The organism is Serratia sp. 25CWL12 (assembly GCF_055790885.1).
The window spans coordinates 2,190,909-2,215,944 of sequence record NZ_CM147698.1 but is presented as its reverse complement, the minus strand read 5'-3'; the positions used below and the strand labels follow the sequence as shown (position 1 = coordinate 2,215,944).

General features: G+C 46.5%; 19 protein-coding genes and 2 pseudogenes. 11 read left to right on the top strand and 10 right to left on the bottom strand.

The genetic code is table 11. The features are described 5' to 3' along the window. Positions 1–45: 45 nt before the first annotated feature. The 3 genes from ACX9GV_RS09690 (at position 46) to ACX9GV_RS09680 (ending at position 2,917) form a co-directional block, all read left to right on the top strand. Complete coding sequence (locus tag ACX9GV_RS09690) at positions 46–1,218, top strand: amidohydrolase (protein WP_473197893.1); 1,173 nt, start codon at positions 46–48, stop codon at positions 1,216–1,218. A gap of 11 nt (positions 1,219–1,229) precedes the next feature. After that, positions 1,230–2,555, top strand: coding sequence for an MFS transporter (locus tag ACX9GV_RS09685; RefSeq protein WP_473197892.1), 1,326 nt, complete (start codon positions 1,230–1,232; stop codon positions 2,553–2,555). 239 nt (positions 2,556–2,794) lie between these two features. After that, the gene (locus ACX9GV_RS09680; protein WP_473197891.1) at positions 2,795–2,917 is read left to right on the top strand and encodes a hypothetical protein; all 123 of its coding nucleotides are present in this window, start codon (positions 2,795–2,797) and stop codon (positions 2,915–2,917) included. A gap of 54 nt (positions 2,918–2,971) precedes the next feature. Here the strand turns inward: ACX9GV_RS09680 and ACX9GV_RS09675 are convergent, their stop codons facing one another. From ACX9GV_RS09675 to ACX9GV_RS09635, 9 genes and pseudogenes are all read right to left on the bottom strand, one after another. Further along, complete coding sequence (locus ACX9GV_RS09675) at positions 2,972–3,301, bottom strand: hypothetical protein (RefSeq protein WP_473197890.1); 330 nt, start codon at positions 3,299–3,301, stop codon at positions 2,972–2,974. A 93-nt stretch (positions 3,302–3,394) separates the two neighbouring features. Then, a complete protein-coding gene (locus tag ACX9GV_RS09670) occupies positions 3,395–3,682 on the bottom strand; it encodes a hypothetical protein (protein WP_473197889.1) in 288 nt (95 codons plus the stop codon). After that, the gene (locus ACX9GV_RS09665) at positions 3,657–4,016 is read right to left on the bottom strand and encodes a hypothetical protein (RefSeq protein WP_473197888.1); all 360 of its coding nucleotides are present in this window, start codon (positions 4,014–4,016) and stop codon (positions 3,657–3,659) included. Before ACX9GV_RS09665 ends, ACX9GV_RS09670 begins: the two co-directional genes overlap by 26 nt. A 1-nt stretch (position 4,017) precedes the next feature. Next, a pseudogene (locus ACX9GV_RS09660) lies at positions 4,018–4,296 on the bottom strand (hypothetical protein); the annotation flags it as partial. 21 nt (positions 4,297–4,317) lie between these two features. Further along, the gene (locus ACX9GV_RS09655) at positions 4,318–4,944 is read right to left on the bottom strand and encodes a hypothetical protein (RefSeq protein ID WP_473197887.1); all 627 of its coding nucleotides are present in this window, start codon (positions 4,942–4,944) and stop codon (positions 4,318–4,320) included. A gap of 69 nt (positions 4,945–5,013) precedes the next feature. Beyond that, complete coding sequence (locus ACX9GV_RS09650; RefSeq protein ID WP_473197886.1) at positions 5,014–6,342, bottom strand: MFS transporter; 1,329 nt, start codon at positions 6,340–6,342, stop codon at positions 5,014–5,016. Between the two features lie 170 nt (positions 6,343–6,512). Next, positions 6,513–6,755 (bottom strand): annotated as a pseudogene (locus ACX9GV_RS09645) (muconate cycloisomerase); the annotation flags it as partial. 12 nt (positions 6,756–6,767) lie between these two features. Further along, complete coding sequence (locus ACX9GV_RS09640; RefSeq protein WP_473197885.1) at positions 6,768–6,899, bottom strand: hypothetical protein; 132 nt, start codon at positions 6,897–6,899, stop codon at positions 6,768–6,770. 486 nt (positions 6,900–7,385) lie between these two features. Next, entirely contained in the window at positions 7,386–7,892 is a 507-nt protein-coding gene (locus ACX9GV_RS09635; protein WP_473197884.1) for a MucR family transcriptional regulator, read from the bottom strand. A gap of 570 nt (positions 7,893–8,462) precedes the next feature. On the opposite strand from ACX9GV_RS09635, the gene adeD reads away from it, so the two are divergent. From adeD to ACX9GV_RS09620, 3 genes are all read left to right on the top strand, one after another. After that, positions 8,463–10,211 carry an adenine deaminase gene (adeD, locus tag ACX9GV_RS09630; RefSeq protein ID WP_473197883.1) on the top strand — a complete coding sequence of 583 codons (1,749 nt, stop codon included), beginning with the start codon at positions 8,463–8,465 and terminating at the stop codon, positions 10,209–10,211. Then, a complete protein-coding gene (locus tag ACX9GV_RS09625) occupies positions 10,174–10,299 on the top strand; it encodes a hypothetical protein (RefSeq protein ID WP_473197882.1) in 126 nt (41 codons plus the stop codon). The genes adeD and ACX9GV_RS09625 overlap by 38 nt, the downstream gene beginning before the upstream one ends. 851 nt (positions 10,300–11,150) lie before the next feature. After that, positions 11,151–12,566, top strand: a complete 1,416-nt coding sequence (locus ACX9GV_RS09620) for a nucleobase:cation symporter-2 family protein (protein WP_473198014.1) — start codon at positions 11,151–11,153, stop codon at positions 12,564–12,566. A 214-nt stretch (positions 12,567–12,780) separates the two neighbouring features. On the opposite strand, the gene ACX9GV_RS09615 is transcribed toward ACX9GV_RS09620, so the two are convergent. Then, on the bottom strand, positions 12,781–15,702 hold the full coding sequence (locus ACX9GV_RS09615; protein WP_473197881.1) for an HD domain-containing phosphohydrolase: 2,922 nt from the start codon (positions 15,700–15,702) through the stop codon (positions 12,781–12,783). 381 nt (positions 15,703–16,083) lie between these two features. On the opposite strand from ACX9GV_RS09615, the gene aegA reads away from it, so the two are divergent. From aegA to ACX9GV_RS09590, 5 genes are all read left to right on the top strand, one after another. After that, positions 16,084–18,084, top strand: a complete 2,001-nt coding sequence (gene aegA, locus ACX9GV_RS09610) for a formate-dependent uric acid utilization protein AegA (protein WP_023491731.1) — start codon at positions 16,084–16,086, stop codon at positions 18,082–18,084. Positions 18,085–18,105: 21 nt separating this feature from the next. Beyond that, entirely contained in the window at positions 18,106–18,621 is a 516-nt protein-coding gene (locus ACX9GV_RS09605; RefSeq protein ID WP_473197880.1) for a 4Fe-4S dicluster domain-containing protein, read from the top strand. Between the two features lie 476 nt (positions 18,622–19,097). Beyond that, positions 19,098–21,341, top strand: a complete 2,244-nt coding sequence (locus tag ACX9GV_RS09600) for a DUF3616 domain-containing protein (protein WP_473197879.1) — start codon at positions 19,098–19,100, stop codon at positions 21,339–21,341. 1,203 nt (positions 21,342–22,544) lie between these two features. Next, positions 22,545–23,249: a FadR/GntR family transcriptional regulator gene (locus ACX9GV_RS09595; RefSeq protein ID WP_473197878.1), complete on the top strand. Its 705-nt coding sequence runs from the start codon at positions 22,545–22,547 to the stop codon at positions 23,247–23,249. A gap of 180 nt (positions 23,250–23,429) precedes the next feature. Then, entirely contained in the window at positions 23,430–25,034 is a 1,605-nt protein-coding gene (locus ACX9GV_RS09590; protein WP_023490255.1) for an ABC transporter substrate-binding protein, read from the top strand. Positions 25,035–25,036: the final 2 nt, after the last annotated feature.

Genomic DNA, 25,036 nt, shown 5'->3' with positions numbered 1-25,036 from the left:
GTATGCAAATGCCGTTATGGAACGGGCATAAAAAAGGAAATAGCCATGTATGATCTTCAGTCTATCGATTTACGCGAGTTAATTGAGATTCGTAGAAAAATTCATGCCCACCCCGAAGCAGCATTTGAGGAACAGCGTACCGCTACGTTGGTGGCGGATTACTTGCGTGCCTGCGGCTTGGATGAGGTGCATGAAAATATCGGTCAAACCGGGGTGGTTGGTGTGCTGCGCGGCGAAAGCTCAGGAAGGAGTATTGCCTTTCGTGCTGATATGGATGCGCTAATAATGCACGAAGAGAACGATCCGGCAGCTTGCCAGCATGTTTCAACGGTGACTAACCGCTTTCATGGTTGTGGCCATGATGGGCATACCACCATGCTGTTGGGCGCCGCCAAATATTTGGCTCGGCACCGCCATTTTGCTGGGACCCTGATCTTTATTTTCCAGCCTGCGGAAGAGGATTTAACCGGGGCACAAGCCATGCTGGCGGATGGTCTGCTCCAGCGCTTCCCCTTTGAAGAGATCTACGGCCTACACAATTACCCCAGCGTACCCAAGGGGGAGTTTCACGTTAACCAGAAAGCGACACTTTCTGCGAGTGATACCTTTAACATCACGATCAAAGGAAAAGGTGGCCACGGTGCGGTGCCGGAAATGACCATTGACCCTATCGTGATGGCCGCACGTTTGATCAGCGATATTCAAACCATTGTCAGCCGTAACGTTAGCCCGCATCAGGCAGCAACTATCAGTTTTGGCACTATCCACGGGGGCAGCGCCCCTAATATCATCCCAGATTCTTTGACTCTTTCCGGCACGGTTCGCACTTACGATGCAAATGTCAGGGCACTGGTAAAGCAGCGTATGCAGACATTGGCTCAATCGTTGGCGCAGGGCTATGGTGGCGAGGTAGGGATAAAGTTTAGCAATGGTTGCCCGCCGCTGATCAATGATCCGTTGTTGGCGGCAGAAACGGTGCAGGGGCTAAATGTGCTGCTGCCTGAGCATCCCAGTTATTTGGTGAATACGCCAAAAGGGCCTTCAGAAGACTTTTCCTGCTATTTGGACCACGTTAAAGGGGTATATGCCTTTCTTGGCCAGGGGGATACCCCAATGTGCCATCATCCCAAATATGATTTTGATGATGAGATTATTCCGCTCGGGGTCGCCTACTGGATCTCAATTGCTAAAAATCGTTTGACGTACCAGATCCTATAAGGCTGATTTTTATGGATGATAAATGTGATGCACAGCGTGGGGCGCGTCGGCGGGCGGTGGTGTCGTCGGTTACCAGTAATGCTTTAGAGTTTTACGATTCTACGGTTTATGCCTTCTTTGCCATTTACTTTGCCGGGCACTTCTTCCCGGCAGAAGATACTTTAACGTCGCAGATTTATGCCTATTTTGTATTTGGCATCAGCTATTTGGTCCGGCCTTTAGGTGGGATCTTGCTGTCGATTTACGCAGATAAAATTGGGCGAAAACCGCTTATTGTTTTGCTGATGTTAATCATGGGGTTCACTACGGGGGCGATTGGTTTACTGCCGACCTATGCGCAGATCGGTATTGCCGCCCCATTACTGCTGATCGCCATGCGCTTGCTACAAGCAGTGGCGGTAGGGGGGCTGTTTTCCAGCACGACAGCGTTTCTGATGGAGTATGCACCTGCGGAGCGGCGTGGTTTTTACGCCAGCATGCAAATGGTGGCGCAAGCACTGTCGCCGGTGTTAGCCAATATTGTGGCGTTGAGCCTGTTGTATCTGGTTGGTAGAGATGCGGTGATCGAAGTGTGGTGGCGTTTGCCTTTCTTGATTGGCTTCCTGACGGTGCCATTGGGCTACTACGTGCATAAGTATGTGAGCGAATCGCCAGACTTTAAGCGCTATACCCAACAAGCCAGCAAGCAGACAGCCCAGCAGGTTTCACCGCCTCTTTCGATGTCGCAAACTCTCAGGCAGCGGACAATTCTCCGGCAGATTATCTGTTGCATGGGCGTTATTACCGTCGGCACTGTCTCATTTTTTGGTGTCACCATCTATTTGCCAGGCTATGTGCAAACGTTGCTGGGGCTTGCTGATATTCAGCGGACTTGGCTGGCCTTAACCGCACCAGCATGCGCCGCCTTCGGGGTGTTGAGCGGTGGTTTTCTCTCTGACAGCATTGGCCGAAAGCGTACATTGCAGGTGAGTGTGCTGTTGTATGCAGTGGCGTTCTTTGGCCTGTTTTTCTACTTTTCCTTTGGGCATGCCAGTTACGGGTTTGCGTTGTTCGGGTTTGCTATTTTGGGTTTTTGTATGGGGTTGCACTGGGGCGCAGTGCCGATTCTTCTTGCAGAATCATTCCCGATCCAAGTACGTGCTACGGCGATATCGATTCCTTACAATCTGACGGTGGTATTGTTTGGTGCGATGACCCCGACCTATTTGAAGTTGTTGGAACGGATGTTTGGTAGTACGCCATACAATGTGTTGTTGTACATCGGGGCGAGTATTGTGCTTAGTTTGGCGGCGAGTGTGTTTTGGCAACCCGCGGTTAAAGAGACGCGAATGGCCTAGATCTGCGGGCTTTTGTCGGCATATTCCCGTTATCTTGCAGGTGACTTGAGTGTTAGCTGGGTAACTCGTTCACCCTGCGGGCCAGCGCAAACGCTGTTTGTTCAAATCAGCCACTGACCGATGCATCACTCAGTGGCTGACAGCAAGCAAATCGACGCATTTTAGCTATAGAGCAGGAGCAGCTGTTAAGGATGCTGTTCATTATGGGGGGGATTTAAAATCCCCCGAAAGCGGATTGGATGCGGGATAACAGCGAGTTGGTGATTGGTGGTGACAGGCTGACCGAGATCGGTATCACCGATGCTGAACAACTGACGCTCACCGCCGCACCAGGGATTATTCGGGTGCAGCGGCGGAAATAGGGCGGATTTAGGGCTTAGATGTAATGATCCCGGCCATTGAAGCCGGGATCTTTATCAATCTTCGTATTGAAGATTTATGCTTATCTTTCCTTCTGGGATATCAACCGTGATTTCACATTTTGACCAAATAGGTAGCCCATTAGTGAGGTTATTGTCCAAAAAGAAAGACTTATATGCGATTAAAGCATCTGTTAAATCAGAAACAGCTCTTCCATCAGGAGAGAACCAGTCTAAATCCCCATGTTCGTCGAGATAATCAAATTCATACTGTCCCCCATCATTTTCAGTAAAGAGCTCTGCCCTTACTATGATCTTCAGGGCATTTTCAGGCCCACAATCATACAAAATCTGACCTATTTTTTGCTCAAGATCTTGATCCTGCATTATTTACCTCCGGCAGAGCTTTTAAAGTCAAGGTTAATGATTCGACCGCCATCAATTGAATATTGAACGACTATCCTATCTGGCCTTGTGTTTTTATCTGAGTATATTCAACAACTCAAGGGCTGCCGCTTCATCGTCACCACTGAGCGCCACTGCTGCCAGCCGGGCTTCGTCCTGCTTTTGTTCCAGCAACAACAGCAAGCGGTCACATTCCCGCTTAATCATCGCCACATCTGGCTGACCGAGTCCGGCATTACCCACACTGAACAACTGGCACTCACCGCTGCACCGGAGAGAATAGGGGGTTTTAGGGCTTAGATGATGCAACCCCGGCCAACTGGCCGGGGTTGCATCCTTAACTTTGCGGCTGATAACGTTCATCTTGGATAATATAAGGCTCTGCAATTTCTTCCCACACTACTTCTGCCATCTTTTGCCATTCGGTTGGGTTTTGTTGCTTCATAAGATAGTCCCTGATTAATTTAACTGCTTTGTTAAAGTTCACTTTATCTAACTCAACAAATGAATAAAATTTTAGATATTCACCTTCTTCAGGTTTTATCACCTCATGCAGCTTTGGGTGTTCTGGCAAAAAAACAGCATCCAGCAGATCGCCGAAGGCATCCCAATAGCTTCCATTAACATATGTGGATTTAAACTTATCCTCAATTTTATCTATAGCATCATTCCGGCTAAAAATTAAGGCTGCACCCATGTTATGGCCTCAAAATAATAAATTTGTCTTGCTGCGGTTTTGGCAACGTTTTTATATAATCCATAAAGATTATTTGATTGGCTGAGGTTAAAACCCTAAAATCAACAGGAACAAAATCAGCTTTTTGCAAATGTTCCTGAATAACTACTTTACCATTTCCAGAGTACATATTTTTCTCATAAAACTTATTTAATCCGTCTATTTCTCTTTGTGACAGCCTATCTGTCGTATACATGGCATCCACTATTTTACCTTTATTTACGCCAGATGTGATCACAAAATCAGGGGATAACCCTGTATTTTATCCTGATGGCGGTTTATAACGCTGCATTGTACCTAGAGTAGGCTCTAACTGTGCGGCAGATGCGGCTTCAGCAGGTTTTAATTTGCCACTTCCTCCAAGATCAGGGGTATTAAGACGATCATGTGCCTCAAGTAGAGTTTTATTAACAGTGACTTCATAAATTCCATCTGCTTTCTTTGTTAGTACAGGTGCTTTGTTGCCCGCAGCCCCATTCGCAGCCAATTTCTCCAGACTGAAACCTGCTGCCTTGGCCCCATAAACCATCCCCATCGTATCCTGGATGGTCACCGCTATCTTGGCCCAGCCCGGTATATCTTCCAAAGCTTGCTGATATTTGGCCGCGTAGGCCGCATCCTGCGCCAGCTTGGTTTGGGCTTGCTCTTTTGTATAGCCTTGCTCAATCAGTTGTACCAGGTCATGCGTGTAGTCACCGATAAGATCACCGAACTTCGCCATTTGATCCGGGAACTGATCGCGTAGATCGTAATAGGTTTGGTACTCGGCATAACCCTGATAACTGTCTTTGGCGGCAAGCGCCAGGTTCATCTCCTTGATACAGCCCAGGCTGGCTCCATCAGTACAAGCATCCTTCAGATTTGCATCGCTGATAATAATCTCTGCCATAAGGTCAAGCAGTCTGAATACTTCACTATCACTGATGGTGCCATTAGCCAGTTTAGCTTCTAGTTGTTCTTAAGAAGCAGCCAAACGCGGGTTTACAAATAGCATGCAGCCTGCCGCGAGCAAAGAGGGCAGGGCAAAGGCGATAAAATTCTGCTGTAGCGATAAATTCATATCGATTAATAACCCACCCGCGAATGGGCCGAGTATGGCACCGATTCGCCCGATACCCAGCCCCCACCCTAATCCCGTCGCTGTCATGCTACTGGGGTAAAAACGTGCCACATAAGAGGTGACAGCAATTTGAGTGCCAATGGTGCTGGCTCCGGCAATCACCAACAGCAGGTACAGTAAAACCATCGAGCTTTCAGTACCTAACAGAGCAATGGTCGCGGAGCCAAGTAGAAAGTAACCGAGCAAGACGCTTCTGCCACTGATTTTATCCATCAGCCAACAACTGCTCAAGGCACCGGCAATGGTGCCCAAGTGTAAGGTGAACAGAAAAGAGAGGCTGGAGCCAAGAGGATAGCCCGCTTGTAACATCAGTTTGGGTAGCCAGGAGGTCATGCCATAGATCACATAGAGTGACATAAAAAACACTAGCCAGAACATCAGGGTGCTTAATGTTCTGCCATCTTTGAACAGATCACCCAGCGTCATTTTTACCTGATCGGTGCTGATGACGGATTGGCTGAAAAACTGAGTGCCTGATGGGTAATGAGCGCTTGGGGTTATTTTTTCCAGGATCTCTTTTAAAGGGCGATGCTGGTTGGTCTTGATTAAAAAAGCCGCTGATTCAGGTAGGTGTTTGATCATCCAAGGTAAAAACAGGAGCGGAAAAATAGCCACATAAAATATCGATTGCCAGCCGAATAAAGGAATTAAGTAAATACCCAAGATCGCCGCCCACATGCCGCCAATCGAGTATCCACTGAACATCAAACCCACCATTAAACTGCGTTTGTTTTTAGGTGAATATTCGCTGGTGAGTGCAGTTACATTGGGCATAACGCCACCCAGCCCGATACCTGCAATAAAGCGACACCAACCAAATTGGGAGGCATTCAGGGTAAAACCACATAAAAAAGTAAATAAACTGAAAGTGATGACACAGAAGGTAATGACTTTCTTTTTACCGATCTTGTCAGAAAGAGAACCCAACGAAAGTGCACCGACCATCATACCTACCAGGGTATAGCTGCCTAATAGTCCCGCTTGTGTTGCGCTTAACCCCCACTCGGCCATTAATTTCGGCAAGATCACACCCAATACCGCTAAATCATAGCCATCAAAAATAATAATATAGGCGCACCAAAAAATAGTCAGACGGTGAATAGATTGAAATTTTGCCTGGTCGATGATGGGTGTAATATCAACGCTGTTTATCTCTGCTGGAGGCATAAAATATTCCTTGGCATAATTAAATTATATTTAAAAATAGGGAGTATGTTCTTTGGCCCTTCCATGGATCTGATCAATTAACTGGAAACAAAACGCTAAAAATAGATCTTATGCTCGGCTACAGCCTGGCTGGATAGCCACTGGCCAAAGTCCATGCAACTGGCAGTGCCTCACGCACACGCCCCCAGCAGTTCACTGAGCGGGGTCTTCAGCCGCCGTGTTGGTGCATCCAGCAAAGCGGTTTCCAACGCACATTTGGCAAAACGGTTACCCTGTACTGATTTGCGTAACTGGGCCATGGCTTGGGCTACCTGGCTGGCCTCGGTGCCTATCAGTAGCGGAGCCAGATAGGTATCAATATTGACCTTGACGCTTTCGGGGCTTTCTTCACCATAACTCAGGCCACCGTTGGTAGTGGCTTCTCCTCAGCCTTCGATATCGTCGTCACAAAGTACGTGCGCCAAGACCAGGGTTTGCACATTGACAGTGGTGACAGAAAGCTGATGAGGGCGGATTACCGGGACATCTAGCAACAGTGTTTCAATGCTCTTGAGCATATTTTTACAGTATCAAACTTGGCAGTTTAGGGTGTTTATGACCATATATCTGACCTGGGCTTGCCGTCTAACACCTTTTTTGTATGATGCTAATACTTTTTAAGTATAAAGAAATCGAGGAGAGCATGAAAAAGGGTTCTGTCGGATTAGCGTAGTGAAGTTAGCAACAGTTGCGCTGGCGGCTATTTAGGCAGCCAACAGATAAAATGTTTCATCATGAATGTCGTGAGTACATTGATTTTGTAAAAGATTGATTTTGTGAACATATTGATTTTGTGAGTATATGGGTTTCGTGAGGGTAATGGTCTCTGCTGGTCAGTAGGGCGCTCATCAAGGCGGTAACGGGCCAATTCATTGACCACCCATTCAATATTATCCGCCAGGAAGTTATTGATGGTGAATATGGTACTTGTTTAATTGATTGTTATTTTCAATAGGTCAAATGCCATTATGCTCGAGTGCCATGCAACACCGCTAAACTACCGCCTATTTATGGGCGTTTTTTTTAACCAATTCATAGAGGTGACCGATTGAAATGCCGAGGTCTTTGGCAATATCTTTTACCCACTCTTTTGATACCGGCCTAGCCAGCATTCGACGAATGGCTTGCTGTCGCAGTTCCTCACTCATCGTCTTGATGACGGGGGAGTATTTCCAGATTTGATGCTTACGAGCGGTTTCTGAAGAGCGTTCCTTCAAAAGTGAAGAGGTGATATTTTTCCTGTCAGATTTTTTGTAGGCAATGGCCATCAGCCTGATTTGCTCATCAGGGACTAAGTCTCCCTTTTTTATACGCTCTTTTGTGACCTCACTGCATCTTCTTCGGTGCGTGATACTGGCCAATGCCTGGTGCCTGGGAATTTTCCATTTCTCGCGATATTGCATTAATGTCATCTCGTGGGCTCTATTGACATGTGGTGCTAAAAAATCAAAAAACTTGCCACATTCCAAGCATTTTACTTTGTTCAAGTCAGTGTCATCATTCTTATTCATAAATATTTCTTTGGTGTGTTAAACCTATCAAACAGTGTAGCACAGTAAAATGTTATGCATTTTAGCTAAATATTATTGGTCTGTAATGGGTTTGTATTATTATTGTTTATCTCTTGATATTAAATAATTTTTACTGGTTGGAATATCTGAAAAACGAACTGAATATGGGTATCTGATTAGCCAAAGAGCGTCACAGGAACGTCTCTCATCAGGCTCCGAATCGATGACAATTCATCATGGTTGCTTATCGTGCGTAGTCATATCTTTTGACTATCATTGAGTCGAACAGAAACATTCAAACCAGCGTTGGCTGTCTGGGCGAAGCGGTTAGATCAAGTTTTAACACTATTTGCCTTCAACATTGGCCTTCAACATTGGCCTTCAATATTGACCCTCAAAATTGGCACTCAAACCCTACAGGCATTTTCTTTGCCGATAATAACAATTAGTGACATCTCACACACTACGGCATCCGTTTTGCAGGCTACACTAGATAAGAGTTAAATGTATTAAATATCAAAATGATAACTGCATTTATCATAGGTGATAACAATCAATAAGGACAAGTCGATGGCGAAACAGACACAATCACTCACCCGTGAGCAGACCGGTCGCTTGTTGGCGGTTTCCCGTGGCGAAGCCGTGGCCGACATGATGATTGAAAATGTCCGCATCCTCGATTTAATCAACGGTGGAGAAATAGCGGGGCCGATTGTTATCAGCGGTAATACCATTGCCGGTATTGGCCCAGCCTATCAAGGGGCTGCAGCACTTCAGCGTATTGATGCACATAATGCGATTGCAGTGCCGGGGTTTATCGATGCGCATCTGCATATTGAATCCAGCATGATGACCCCAGTGACGTTTGAAAGTGCCACGTTACCATTGGGAGTTACCACCATTGTTTGTGATCCCCATGAAATCATCAATGTGATGGGGCAAACGGGCTTGGCGTGGTTTTTACGCAGCGCAGAACAGGCCAGGCAAAATCAGTTTATTCAAATCAGCTCCTGTGTGCCGGCACTGGCGGGGTGCGATATTAACGGCGCAGAGTTTCCGGTGGAGCAAATGCAGGCCTACCATGACCACCCCCATGTGCTTGGGCTGGCAGAAATGATGGATTACCCCGGCGTGATTGCAGGAAATAGCGCGATACTGGATAAGCTAGACACATTTCGTGATTTGACGCTGGATGGTCACTGCCCGCTGCTCACCGGTAAAGATCTCAATGGCTATATTGCCGCAGGTATCGAGAACTGCCATGAAACCTTACTGCGGGCAGAAGGCCGGGAAAAGCTCTCTCTGGGGATGGCGTTGATGATCCGCGAAGGGTCTGTGGCCCGCAATCTGGATACGTTGGCACCGTTGATCAATGAATTTAACAGCCCGCAATGTATGTTATGTACAGATGATCGCAACCCTTGGGAGATTACTCACGAAGGCCATATTAATTCGCTGATCCATCGCTTGATCAATCAACATCATATTCCTGCACATGTGGCTTATCGGGTTGCCAGTTGGTCAGCGGCACGGCATTTTGGCCTTAAACGCCTGGGGCTGCTGGCACCCGGCAAGCAGGCGGATATCGTATTACTGGATGACCTCAACCAAGTTTCTATACGCCAAGTGATTATCAGGGGTGAGCGACTGAACAATGAAGAGTTACAATCTACCCGCCAACAACGTCAACAGCTCACTCAACCGCCATTGCAGAATACTATTGATCGGCAACCGGTCACTGCTGCGGCGTTGACGCTGCCATTGACCAACGGCCACCGCTACCGAGTTATTCAGGTGGTACCCAATGAATTAATCACCCATCAGCAGCAGGCGGAGTGGTTAGGTGATAGGTTTAGTCTGCCTGATATCTGCCGCATCGCGGTGTTAGAGCGCTATGGCAAAAATCATCCGCCAGCCTTTGGGTTATTACAGGGGTTCGAGCTACAACAAGGCGCACTGGCAGCCAGTGTGAGTCATGATAGCCATAATCTGGTGGTGATTGGTCATCGGCCAGAAGAGATGGCACTGGCCATTAATCAATTGATTGAGTATGGCGGGGGGTTGTGTGTAGTGAATAATCATCAGGTCCAGAGCCATCTGGCGTTACCCATTGCTGGCTTGATGAGCGATCTATCAACAACAGAGATTGCTCAATCCATCACTGAGCTTAAGGCGGCTTGCCTGGCATGTGGCATTAAACTTAATGAGCCCTTTATTCAGATGGCCTTTCTTTCACTGCCGGTGATTCCCGCGTTGAAATTAACCAGCATGGGGTTATTTGATGTCACACAATTTCGCTTTGTGGAAACGCCGCTTTAATACCGACGATAAGGGTACTGAGGGGGTGGCAGTGCTTGATACTGTGGGCAGCAGCCAGGGCAGCCAAGCCAGTGGCAATGTTCAATGACGCCGGTAGAGAGATAACCGGCAATATGCTGGCACTCCGCGACCTCTATAAAATTCAAATCTATCACATACCATAATGATAACTGCCGAGTCGCCATTGGCTGTGTCAGCGGCTAGAGTCTTCGTTGGTTGGCTTGCGGACAAGCACCCGGCAGTCTGCGCTATCCCCAAATTTGTCAGCGAAAAACACAGTTTTCTGTAGGTCTAACAACGTCTCGTAGGCAACATTATATCTTGATAACTTATATTTCCTTTGCTGCTTAAGAGTGCCATGTCAACTAAGTTGTCTCAAATTGAGACAGTAGTTGATGTAAAATGAATCAAATTGGTAATTTAATCGATTGCGTTGGGTGTTATTTATGCATAACTAACCGGAAATGTTATTTTTAGCAAAAGATAATGTTAATAATATCTAAACTGATCAATACCCATCTGTGATGGCTTTCTCATTTAATTATATCTCTCCCTGATATCACCAGGTTGCCACATTCCCTTGCACAAAATATGCATACACTTTTCTAGTCTGAGAACAGCCTAGTGTGATTCTGGCCCGAATCCAACAGCGTGTTAATTGGGTGCTTTGTTCAATCACTGCCAGGTTATGACCTTCAGCAAGAGTTAAAAGATCAGATGTTGAGTACATCAATTGTAAGGGAGGGATATACCCAAGTTTATTTAAGTTGCAGATTTTCGCTGAGGCAGCGGCCCGAAAGGGTAAGTCCAGGAGGGGCAGTGTATCGCAGTGAACAGCATTGCAACATGAAGGATGATGGGTATGTCCGCTCTCGAATCGTAGCCCATAGGTTGAACACCCTGAATTGGGCCGTAAAGGAGTGATGTCTAATGACCAACATGAATGACGTTTTGCCGAACCAAAAGACGCAAGCGATTGAACAATCCGTTGATAAACCGATTGATAAAGTAGAAGAGATTTTACCCTTTGCACACTTATTTACCTTGGGGCTGCAACATGTGCTCGTCATGTATGCAGGGGCAGTCGCCGTCCCCTTGATGATTGGTGGCAGTCTGGGGTTAGATAAAGCGCAAATAGCCTATTTAATCAGTTCCGATCTATTCTGTTGTGGCATTGTGACCCTGTTGCAATGTATTGGTATTGGGCGCTTTGCAGGTATCCGTTTGCCGGTCATTATGTCGGTGACCTTCGCTGCCGTGACCCCCATGTTGGCCATTGGGGCAAACCCGAACATTGGCTTGACGGGTATTTTTGGCGCCACCATTGCCGCTGGTGTAATCACCACATTAATGGTGCCGCTTATGGGGCGCTTAATGTGCCTGTTCCCCACATTGGTTACCGGAATAGTGATCACCTCGATTGGGCTAAGTATCGTGCGGGTGGGGATTGACTGGGCTGCTGGCGGTCGGGGGAATCCCAATTATGGTCACCCTGCCTATATCGGTGTCTCGTTAATGGTGCTGGTCTTTATTCTGCTTATCACACGTTTCAGTAAAGGCTTTATCTCTAATATTTCGGTACTGTTGGGTATTGCCTTTGGTTTTGTGGTAGCGCTTTTTATGGGCGAGGTCAGTTTTGCCGGTTTGGACAATGCAGATTGGTTTGCGGTGGTGCGCCCCTTTGCCTTTGGTTGGCCAACCTTTGATGCTGCTTCCATTGTCACCCTGACGATCGTGATGCTGATCGTATTTATCGAGTCGATGGGCATGTTTATGGCGTTGGGTGAAATTGTTGGCCGCCCGACCACCAAACCGGATGTAATACGCGGGTTACGGGTTGATGGTATAGGAACTATCATCGGTGGCATTTTTAATACCTTTCCGCATACCTCGTTCTCACAAAATATCGGCTTGGTCAGTATCACGCGGGTCTCCAGCCGTTGGGTATGTGTTATGGCCGGGGTTATTTTGATACTGTTCGGTCTGATCCCGAAAATGTCTATTGTTGTGGCTTCCATTCCCCAGTTTGTATTAGGGGGGGCCGGTATCGTGATGTTTGGTATGGTCTTAGCCACCGGAATCAAAATCCTCGCCAGGGTCAACTTTAACGCTAACCGTTATAACGCCTACATTGTTGCTATCAGTCTGGGGCTGGGTATGATCCCGGTAGTAGCAGGTGATTTCTTTAACCAGATGCCGCAGTCTTTGCAACCGCTGTTACATAGCGGCATTTTGCTTTCATCAGTCGCGGCAGTGGTGCTGAATCTGTACTTCAATGGTTATCACCCAGAGAAAAAACCAGAAGAAGATGATGTCAATAATGCGGAAGATGCAGAAGGTGCGGTACAAAATTGATTAAGGTTTTTAGACCCGAATAGTCGCGATATTGCGGCCCTACGGGGCCGCTATGCGTCGTTTAGGGGTAAGGTTATCCCCATGTTTAAAACGGAGTGATAATTGACCAGCGGACCCGCATATTATGGATTGCAATGAGAAAAGCCACCTGCAAGCGCTGATGCTTTCAGGTGGCTTTTTAACTCACCTATCCTGAGGAACCTGGCTTAGACCTTTATTGTTGCGTTTGGCCTAGCTTGCTGAGTAACGCAGTAATATCAACAGGGTCGATATTATCCGGCTGCAGATAGGATTTTGCATACTCATGCCAAACACCCGATTGTAAAAAGAGCATAAACAACTCGCGGTCCAGATGGTTTTCGTTCGCCATATTAGTCATGATGTTGAGTGATTCTGACAATAGCTTGCCGGGTTTGTAAGGTCGGTCAGCGGCGGTGAGGGCTTCAAACACGTCGGCGATAGCCATTATGCGCGCTGGAATACTCATTTGCTGGCGGGTCAATTGATAAGGGTAACCTTTGCCATCCATACGTTCATGGTGCCCTCCCGCAATGGTGGCAACATTCGCCATGGTGTGCGGGAACGGCAATTTTTTCAGCATCACAATGGTCTGGATAATGTGCTCATTAATTTTGTAACGCTCTTCTTCATTCAGGGTGCCTTTCCTGATACTCAGGTTATAAATCTCCCCGTGGTTATACAATAAAGTCGGCTCTTTTACTTTGAAGTTGTAACTCTCGGGTAAGCGATTTTTGTCATCCCGATAAACAACATGTTCTTCTTTATCCGCCAGTAGTTTTTCCTGCACCGGCAGGGTGATTGCTGGGCGGCGTTTTTTCCGTGCCTGCTCTTCTAACGCCACACCGGCACTGTCATCAAGGGTGCGAGTCCAGGAGTATTGCGCAATTTGTTGAATACGGGCGACTGCGCTGTCAGAGAGAAATTCACCACCCACATTAGATTGGGCAATAAAGTAGAAATCCTCATCCAATTGCTGCAGTTCATCACGTAACTGCTGCTCATCTTGGGGTGTTGCCGCAATTACCGCGTGCTGGCGCAGGTAGTTAATCTCTTTTTCGCGCTTCAGAACTTCAAAGCGCATACGCACTTCATGAATGCGGTCATAAATCATCTCCAGCTTGGTCGCTTTATCCACCACCGCTTCTGGTGTGGTGATTTTCCCGCAGTCATGTAGCCAACTGGCGATGTGTAACTCCTCCCATTCATTGGGCGAAAGCGTAAAGTCGGCAAAAGGCCCTGCTTTAGTTTCAACGGCGGCTTTAGCCAACATATTGGTAATTACCGGTACCCGTTGGCAATGGCCGCCGGTATAGGCACTTTTGGCGTCAATCGCCCCGGCGATCAGCTCAATAAAGGCGGCCAACAGATTTTTTTGCTCTTGCAACAGATATTGGGTTTCTATCGCCACCGACAAACTCCCTACCAGGGCGTTGACCAGCTGTATTTTGCTGCTTTCTTCTTCGTTGCTTAATTTATAGGGGCAAAATAGCAGTAAGAAACCCATCAACTGTTGTTCATGCGTTTGCATCGGCACCGCGATATAGCGCAGGGGTAAATGGGGTTGCATAAAATTGAGCAATTGACTGGGGAGGTTATCATTATCAAATACCCCAGCCACGGTTTGGCCAGACAATACTTGCCCAAGCGGGCCTGAATGCTGCTGATCAAGTTGTAGCGCTGCGATGGTTGATATATGCGGGTTTTCACCTGCCCAGTTGAACGCAATAGGGGAAAAATAGCCCAGCTCCTTGTCAGATAAAAAAACAATTCCTCCATTCATTGCGGCGATTTTACTGGTTTCATTAAGCAGCCCTTGCATCTGCTGCGGAAAGTCATCTTTAACCGACAACAGGCTACCCATCGAGATAAACTGTTTTAGTGTCAGCTTCATTTTTGACATGGCGTTATGTAAATCGTCAACTTCTTCAATTACTGACGGCTTTTCTGGCTGATCGTCGAAATGCAGATTACTGATCGCGTCGGCATCTTGGCGCAAACGGATCAGTGGCCTGGAGATATGTAATGAAAAATACCAGACCAGTAGCAGGCTGAGCAGCAGCAAAGTCAGGGCGATTAACGTTGAGCGGTTACGGATAGCGTTAGCATCTGCGGTCAGATAGGCCGATGGGGTAGAGGTGACCAGCATGTAGTGTTTATCGTGCTCATCAAGTTTGATCACCGAGCCATACCAGCTTTGACCTTGGGCAGTAAACAGGATGCTGTTACCGCTATGTTCATCCTGCCGCGTGCTGAGCAACGTTTGTAACACCGGGATCTTGGCAATATCGCGTAATTGTTCACTACTGCTCGCGGCCAACTGTTTCAATGGTGGCTGGCTGGCGAGAATTTCATTGGCAAAATTGATCACCGCCGCTTGGCTATTGGGTGGCAGATTGCGTTCAAGAAACAGGGAAAGTGACGCCAGTGAAACGTCCAGGCCGATAACAGTACCGCTATGTTTATCCTGTATGCTGTAAGTAAAGCCGGTTTCACCGCTAGCTTTAAAGGTGTACAGAGGGGAGGTCACCAGATTTTGTGTTTGGGCAGCAAGTTGATACCAAGGCCGTTCCCGGGGGTCAAAATGGTTAAACGGCAGGTTTTTCGTCATGATAACCTGCTGCTTGCTATCTAAAAATATTGCCTTGGTTTCCGGCTCACTGTCTAAAAAACGGTTACTCTGCGCCAGCCATTTAGCATTATCTGGTGCCTGGAATAACGTGCGGTTACCGTCATTAAGACGGCGCAGAATAAAAAAGTCCCCATTGGGGTAAGCGCTATAGATGGCATAGGCATAATCATTCTGTTGCAGCACCGAGAGCATCAAAGGAATGGTATTGATTCGTTGCTCAAGTGTCGCCGCTTGCATGATGCGAGTACCAGCAAGAATATTGACTGACATCCTCATGCTGCCAGTAATGGAATTTAATTCCGTCGCAATGATCTCACTGGCTTTCTGGTTCTGTCTGTTGGTGCTGGCTTCAGTGAGTTTAGTCAGTTGCTGATGGCTGAAGAAAACGATTGCACTGCCGATTGAGACAATTAGCAAAGTAAAAAGAGCAGCAATTTGGATATGCAAAGGGTAGCGTTTGCTGAATCCGCGCTTCTGTTCTGCCATGGTGCTCGCCTTGGGTGTCAACGTGTATATTGTTTAATCATAGACCAGACAGGGGGAGTTCTGTGAATGGGCAATTGAATAACAGGGTATTCGTGCAATATGTCACTTCCATTGAGGTGATATGTCATTTTCATGCGAAATGTCATGGAATCTCACCAAATATGACTATTAAATTAACAAGGTTATAATCTTACTGATACCTGCCTACGCCAGCCATATAAGAGTATAACGTCAATCACTAAGATTGTGACTCAATCACTTTTTAGCCCGGGTCCTCTGTGCCAGGTGCCCCGTTAGCACCCTCTGGTTAATCAACGTTATTGGTCACCAGCCTGAACAAATGATGTTTGTTCCCAATCAGCTTGTTTGGAAGGGATGTCTATGAATCAATTTATCGTTGCAGAATCTGAAGCTTGCATTGGTTGCCGAAGCTGTGAAGTCGCTTGTGTCACAGCGCACAACCAGGGGGAATACCCCAGTAAACGGGAGTATTTTACCCCACGGGTGAAAGTCATTCGCGGGGCAAGTGCCAATACCGCGGTGTTTTGTCATAACTGCGAAGATGCACCTTGTGCCAATGTGTGCCCGACCGGGGCGATTGTACAAAGCAACAGCAGCATACTGGTCAGCCAAGAAAAATGCATTGGCTGTAAATCCTGTGCGGTGGCTTGCCCGTTTGGCATGATGACGGTGGTCACTGAAACCGTGCAACCGCCTAATCATCGGCTTGCGGACAGCTATCAAAAAATCGAGGCGCAGAAATGCGACCTCTGTAATGAACTCAATCATGGCCCGTCCTGTGTGCAAGCCTGCCCGACCCACGCATTACGCTTGGTTGATCAGCAAATGCTGGCGGATCAGCAGCAGGAAAAGCGCTTGCGTGCTGCGGGTTGTAATACACCAGGCCAACCGTTTGGCAGCAGTGCCAAACAGCAGGGGGGCAGTGCCCAGCCAAAACCGATCCTCGATTTATTGCAACAACCGCGTGCTCCACGCCTGGAAGCCAGCAAAATTCCCCTTGAAGCGCGTAAAACCACCTTTGCCGAGATCTATAAGCCATTTAATGAACAGCAGGTTGAGCAGCAGGCGGAGCGTTGTTTGAGTTGTGGCAAACAGAGCATTTGCTCCTGGACTTGTCCTTTACATAACCAGATCCCGCAATGGATCAAACTGGCGGAACAAGGGCGCATTTGGGAAGCGGCAGAGTTGTCGCACCAGACCAGTAGCTTGCCAGAGGTCTGTGGCCGTGTTTGTCCACAAGATAGGTTGTGTGAACAATCCTGTACCCTCAATGACCATGGGGGTGCCGTCACCATTGGTAATATCGAACGCTATATTACCGAAACCGCCTTTGAATTGGGCTGGCGGCCAGATATGTCTGCAGTAAAACAGAGCGGCAAGCGGGTGGCGATTATTGGCGCCGGCCCTGCGGGTTTAGGGTGTGCCGATATTCTGGTACGCAATGGCATCAAGCCTGTGGTGTTTGATCGCTACCCGGAAATTGGTGGCCTGCTGACCTTTGGTATTCCGGCGTTTAAGCTGAGCAAAGATGTGATGGTCAGACGGCGTGAAATTTTCAGCTCAATGGGGGTGGAATTCCGGCTGAATACCGAAATCGGTAAAGACATCTCGATGGAAACATTACTCAATGATTACGATGCCCTGTTCCTTGGCGTAGGCACTTATAAGTCAATGCGTTCCGGCCTGGAAAACGAAGACGCGCCGGGGGTTTATGAGGCATTACCTTTCCTGATTGCCAATACCCAACACTTAATGGGCTATGACGACAACCCGAAGAGCCCCTACATCAATATGGCGGGTAAACGGGTGGTAGTGCTGGGTGGTGGTGACACCGCGATGGACTGCGTGCGTACCTCGTTGCGCCATGGTGCGGAGCAGGTGATTTGTGCTTATCGCCGTGATGAAAAGAGTATGCCCGGTTCGAAGAAGGAGGTGAAAAATGCCCGCGAAGAGGGTGCGGAATTTATGTTTAACCTGCAACCGCTGAGTATTGTAGTTGATAAAGAAGGCAACGTGAGCGGTATTCAGATGCGCCGTACCGAAATGGGGGCCCCAGACAGTCAAGGCCGTCGGCAGGCGGTACCTGTGGCGGGGTCTGAGCATATCGTCCCTGCGGATGCAGTGATCATGGCCTTTGGCTTTAGTCCACACCGCATGGGCTGGCTGGCGGAGCATAATGTGCAACTGGACCGGCAAGGGCGGGTGGTTGCGCCAACGGTGGCAGGCTATCCATACCAAACCAGTAATCACAAAATATTTGCAGGTGGCGACATTGTGCGCGGGGCAGACTTGATTGTGACCGCCATTGCTGAAGGGCGCAAAGCTGCGGAAAGCATTGGTTATTATCTTAATGTGCTGTAATGCAGCCCAAGGAGTGACGGGATGAATCAATTTGTTATCGCCGATATGAAGCTCTGTATTGGTTGTCGCACTTGTGAGATCGCTTGCGTTATGGCTCATAGCGATGAGGATTCACTGCCAATGACAGCAGAGAATTTTAATCCTCGCTTGAAGGTAATCAAAACGCATAATGTCAGTGTGCCGATATTGTGCCGCCAGTGTGAGGCGGCGCCTTGCTTGAATGCTTGCCCTAATAGTGCGATTTCCCATCAGGATGACAGTGTTCAGGTGCAGCAATTACGCTGTATTGGCTGCAAAAGCTGTGTATCGGTCTGCCCTTATGGTGCGATGGAGGTGGTGGTCTGCGCTACCGCCAATGGTCAGCAACAGGTACAGGCGAATAAATGTGATCTGTGCAAAGACCACAGTGGTGGCCCGGCGTGCGTAGAAGTGTGCCCAACCAAGGCATTAACCTTGGTCCGCCCGGCAGATTTGCAAGCACTACAGCAGGAAAGGCAATTGCGCGCAGCGCGCGGCACAACACCAGACCTGCGTTAATAACAGTGAGTGATAGATCCCACTCGGTGACATGCTGAGTGGGATTTTTATTGGTGCAAGGTCAACCGAATCGCGTTTTTTTCGTATGTACTTGCGAAGTATGAAGGGCATAATCGACATCTTCACTGATAACAAGTTTGCGTAAGCAAAGCGAAGTATTTTGGGAGGAGAATTAAAATGAAATAGAATTGAAACAAAAAAAGATTATGATTTCTTTTTTTAAGTGAAATTATTCTATTTTTGTTATTGCAAAGCCCTTATCAAGTTATGATATTATCAGCAGCCAGGGGTAATTCATCACCCTGATAGCAAAACTAATTTAAATTCCAAGACCCCTTAATAATTCGATTTGCCTATAGGCGGCAAGTCCGAGGGGCGCCAAGAGCATAGTCAACTATGGGACTGGTGCGCAAGGATGCAGCCAACAACCAAGCAATTTGAAGTATGACGGGTATAGTTTATTAAGCGAGTGAGACATGAACATACTGAAAAAAATGACTGTTTTCGCCTTTATTATTTCAATTTTGTCAGCTTGTGATTCAGACGGTGGTTCAAGAACAATTCCTGTGGCAGAAGAAGAAAAGACGTCTGAAGAAAAAACAAACCCCGAAGAGAAAGAAAAGACCGATCCGGAAGAGAAAGAAAAGACTGACCCGGAAGAGAAAGAAAAGACTGATCCGGAAGAGAAAGAAAAAAAAGAACCTGTCGTTATATCAACTTATACTGCCGCATCTGAATTTGGTAGTTCTGATGCATCTGGCGCAGTAGCATTAGACAGTAACTATATGATAGTGGCAGACGATGAAGCTAATTTCTTGAGAGTTTATCCGCGTTCTACCACGGAATCTACTCAAGCAATTAATGCTGTTAACGAGTGGGATTACAGCGTATTGACTGGGTTGACTAAAGAGTTAGATGTCGAAGCATTAGCTTGGTATCAGCCTGGGAAATTATTGGTTATTGGTTCACATAGTAACAAGCAAGATGGTGGAGAGGCAGTAGCGGATCGTGGGCATCTGTTTGCCGTTAATGTAAAAGGTACGGGCTCAGAAACAACATTTGAATACATTAATAAATACTCAGGATTAGAACAAGATCTTATAAGTTGGGATAACAATAATATACATGGTAAAGGTGTAGGCTATTTTGGCTTTAATCGCTCAGCTGCTGCGGGTAGTGTACCTGAAAGTGTCAGTGGTTTTTCGATTGAAGGTGCTACTATCAATGGAGATACATTGTTGTTAGGATTTCGAGCTCCACAGATGGATCAGCGAGCACGTAATAAGGCCCTGATATTACCGGTAACTAACTACATAGATTTAATAAATGGTACAGCATCGACAGCGCAATTTGGCGAGCCTTTTGAATTAAACCTGGGTGGTCGAGGGGTACGGGATATTATACGTAGGGATGACTACTATCTTATTGTTAGTGGTCCTTCAGGTCTATCCACTGCTGAAGTGAAGCAAAACTTTGTCTTATTCAAATGGTATGGTGGTAGTGATCAACCCATTATGCTTGATAATGACTTGGAACAGTTAAGGGCGATAAATAAAGGCAGTATTGAGTCTATCGTACAGACGGTTAGCAAAGAAGATAATTTACAGTTTCTATTAGATAATGGTGATACTATTTGGCCAGGCCGAACAGCTATTTCTAAAGATTTACCTGCCAATGAACAACAGTTTCAAGGGGCATATATGCAGGTAGGCCAACAGTTAGAGGACCAACAAGCACCTAACTTAGTCAAGCAATTCCCAGCCGATGGGGTTGTTGGCGTTAACACGGATACTCGTATTGAGCTCATTTTTGACGAAGGGGTCACTCTAGGCAATGGTAAATTAGCAATCTATCAAGGCAATCAGTTATTTTCTTCTTACAATAATGAAAGCTCTGAAGTTTCAGTGGTATTTAATCGTTTAGTCATTCGGCCAACAACAAAGCTTGAAAACGCTAAATCGTACTCATTACGTATTGAAGATACATTAGTTAAAGATAGTGCAGGTAATGATTTTAACGGTAAGGAGCTTGGTACTTTCGTTACGGCGGGTGAACCAACAAAACTTGAGGTTGGGGATATTCAGTTTGTAGCAGCTAATGCTGAAGCACCAGATGCGATAGCATTTATGTTGATGAAAGATATCAACGGAGGTACGGGAATTATTTTTACGGATCGTGATTATTATAGTGTTAAAAATACATTTTGGGATAGGAAAAAAGCCAAGCCTGCATTAAATGAAGGCGTGTTCATGTGGACCGCAGATCGTAATTTAAAAGCGGGAGACATTGTTACTATTCAAACTGATACAGCTTTAAGCCCAATAGCCGATGTAGGCCAGGTGATAGGTTCACCCTCTGGTCTTAGTAAGGAAGAAACTATTTATGCTATGCAAAGCACTGTTGTTGAAGGCTTGGCAGATGGATTTTCTGGTGAAATTAAAGAACCAGGGAAGTTTCTTGCGGCTATAACATTAGGTGGTCAATCAGGCAGTGATATTCCATCTGATTTAACCGGTAAAAACCTAATTTTTATCCCTCAAAGTGGACCGGCTGATCAAACAAATGCCATCTTTGATGTGGAAAAATGTGGTCGTGACCCTATAGATATACAAGCTAATATTTATAATCAAGGCTGCTGGAAAGTTACCTTTAAAAGTGAAGGGGCTGCTGGATTTCCTTTATTTGATAATAACAGTCTCTTTGCAATTCCATTTAAATAGAGCTCAGCCTGGCGTCCAAAAACAGGCTATAGACTAAATAATTCGAGTTGCAGGACAAAACGCAAAGCGTTATGCACAGCGCTTGCGTTGTCCCGAAGGGTGAACCTCATGGAAGAGGTTCATTAATCCCCTGGGCTGTCTTGAACACTATTTTTTAAGAGGTAACACTGTGATAAGAATCATCTCACGCGCTACCTGTTTTGTTTTTCCAATGGTTTGCCGGCAATCCATTGAGGGTGACACTGATCGCGTTATCTGGCAGTTTGTCATACGTAATGATTTTTATCATGAAAAAATTCATTGATAGATATGCTAACAGGTTATGAGATGCAATCTATTATACTGTTCGAGTTTGAAAATCATGCAGTTTTGGAATAAGGGTGTTTGTATTTTCACCGTTAGAGCGCTTGCCGCGATTTTATGCTCAGTAACTAAATAAAATTAAATTAATGTGAATATGAATAGATTGTTAAAATACTTTATAAATGATGTGCTCGCAGATATATTTATACATATAGGGTTATTTATAACCTTTGCTTTTTGGTGGGTGATTTACCCTGACTATTGGTTTTTATTAAGCCTGTTAACAATTATTATCACCCCAGTCATTATTTATTTAAAAAACAAAATTATTTATTGCTGTAAAAATAGCTTTAATAAAAACCACTAGTTTATAGAATAGCCTATTCATCCTTGCCAGTTTAGTTTTCGCCTCAAAACGCCGGACAGGCTCACCCTGGTTATGAGCTGCGCCGTTTCAATCAGTGAATCGCAGCCGGCACTTGCCCATCTCCTTACGCACTGTCGGTAAACAACGGGCAGCAACCACGTTCTTCGATTTCTTCTTCCCGACTAACACCTTACTGATATGCAGATACCTGGTTAATCTGCACGCTATCGACCAGTAGTATGATTCAGTGCGACTCTTTAGTGCCCATCCTGAAATATTCCCTCTCTATAGTCATTCATCATGTTTTATCCTCATCTAAAAGTATCACGCGCTAAGATTAATGTATTTTCAACCAGTCAGTGATGAGTTGATTGATTGTTACTATATGAATTTATTGGTAAAAAACCAATTTTAACCTAACGGTAACTGAATTTTTCATCGGAATTGACAAAAAAAAGCATATCCATCATTTTCTAACTGCGTGACACGTCTAACCTGTCTGACCTGTCATGCCTTAGAGTAAGGACTCAGTAGTGACGACCAAAATGTCTGTAGTGCAACAAGCCATTCAGCAGATAGAAGCACGGATTGGCGCAGGAGAATGGGCCGTTGGGCAGCGTCTCCCCTCACAGCACGAACTGGCGAAAATACTTCAACTTAGCCGCGCTTCATTGCGTGAAACACTCAGTTATCTTGAGTCACGCGGGCTGGTCAGTATTAAGCCGGGGAAGGGGGTGTATGTCGCCGCACGCACTTCTACGGAACAGCCGCAGTGGGGGTTTGAAAACTACTCACTGGCTGAAGTGCTGGCAATGCGCCATCAGCTTGAAGGTTTTGCTGCCGCTCATGCTGCGGTCAACGCCATAGAAAGCGATATTGCCGGTCTGGAGACGTCGATTGCTGATGCCTATCAGGCGGCAAAACAGGGTGATCTGTTAGTGGTTAAGCTGTGTGACCTGGATTTTCACGCCCAGATCATTCGTATTGCCGGTAATCGTTTGTTGCAAGAGATTATCAAGCTCATTCGTCAACCGTATGAGCAGAGTAAAACACCACCGCACGGCAGTTTTGCGGATATGGAACCGGCGTTAGCGGAGCATAAGCAGATCTTTTTAGCCATAAAAATGGGTGAGCCTCATTTGGCCCGAGAGGCTATGGAACAGCATCTGCAAAATGCCGCCAAACGCGCCAATGTTCAACTCGTACTCAACCCGGCTGGTGTTGCTATCGGGCGATGAGTCTTGGTGAGCAAGACGCCAGCCAGCGATTGGCGAGTCAAATTGGTAGGTAACCGTTTTGCAGGCGGTCAACGGCGAGGCTCAGGGATAAAGCGAGTGTTCGTCTGCGGTCAATCAAAGCGACAGTTTTAAGTCGCCAAGGGATAGTGGGTCTTTTTAATTAACATTTCAGGAGCGATCATGATCAAGAAATTCACGTTGAGTGTCGGGGCTAGTTTGTTGTTGATGGCAAGTATGGCGAATGCTGCCGAACCCACGAAAACACTGAAAGTCTGTACCGAAGCGAGTCCCGATGGCTTTGACTACTCCTTGTATCATGCCAACTCTACGGCTGATGCCTCATCTGAGGCGCTGTATAATCGCCTGATTGACTTTAAACCAGGCACCACGGAACTGAGACCTGCCTTGGCAGAAAGCTGGGAAATTAGCCCAGACGGTAAAACCTATACCTTTCACTTGCGCAAAGATGTGCAATTCCATACCACGCCTTGGTTTAAACCCACACGCAATATGAATGCGGACGATGTGGTTTATAGCCTGCAACGCCAGATTGATCCGAACAACCTATGGTATAAAACCGCGGTACAAGGTTGGTTTTACGCACAGGCCATGGGTTTTAAGGAGATGATCAAATCCATTGATCGTGTTGATGACTACACAGTGCGCATCGAATTAAACCGCCCTGAAGCCCCATTCTTGGCCGATTTGGCCATGGGCTTTACCTCGATACTTTCACATGAATATGCCACGCAATTAGAAAAAGCGAACAAAGTGCGCGATATGGATGTGAAACCGGTAGGTACCGGGCCGTTTGTCTTTAAGCGTTATAACAAAGATCAGATGGTCCGTTATGAAGCCAACCCGACCTATTTCCGCGGTAAGCCAAAAATCGACCAATTGATTTTCAGTATTGCCCCTGATGCTTCTGTGCGCTTACAGCGCCTGAAAGCCGGTGAATGTGATGTGATGCTCTACCCGAGCCCACAAGATTGGTCAGCCATTGAAGCGGATAGCAAGTTTAATTTGCTTAGAGGCCAGGCACTGACCAGTTCTTATTTGCAGGTTAATACCCAAAAGGCACCGTTGGATAATAAATTGGTGCGTCAGGCATTAGCCCTGGCGGTGGATCGCCCTAATCTGATTAAAGTGGTGACCGCCAATGCGGCATCGCCAATGACCAACCCCTATCCGCCTTCACAATGGAGCTATGACTCCGATATTAAGCCCCTTGAGCTGAATATTGAGAAAGCCAAGCAACTCCTGGCGGAAGCGGGTCATCCGAACGGTTTTGATATGGAGATCTGGGTGCGTCCTGGTACCAGTGGTTCTAACCCGAATCCTAAATTAACCGCTGAAATGTTGCAGGCAGACTTCAAGAAAATTGGTGTCAACGTCGATATTAAAACCATTGAGTGGGGCGAATTATTACGCCGAGCGCGTGATGGTGAGCATATGTCAGTGGTATTGGGTTGGGCGTCAGATAATGGTGACCCAGATAACTTCCTGTCAAATAACCTCTCCTGTGCAGGATTGGAAGATGGCAGCAACTTCTCACGTTGGTGTGATAAACCCTTTGATCAATTACTGAAAGATGCACGTGCAGAGTCCAATATTGAAAAGCGGACTGCAATGTATAAACAAGCGCAGGTGATCTTCCAGGAGAATTTACCGTGGATCCCACTTTTCCACCCGCTGAATGCGTTAGCAACCAGCAAGAAAGTCACGGGTGTGGTGGCGAGCCCATTAACGTTGAATAGCTATGCGGATGCAGATATTACTAAATAATA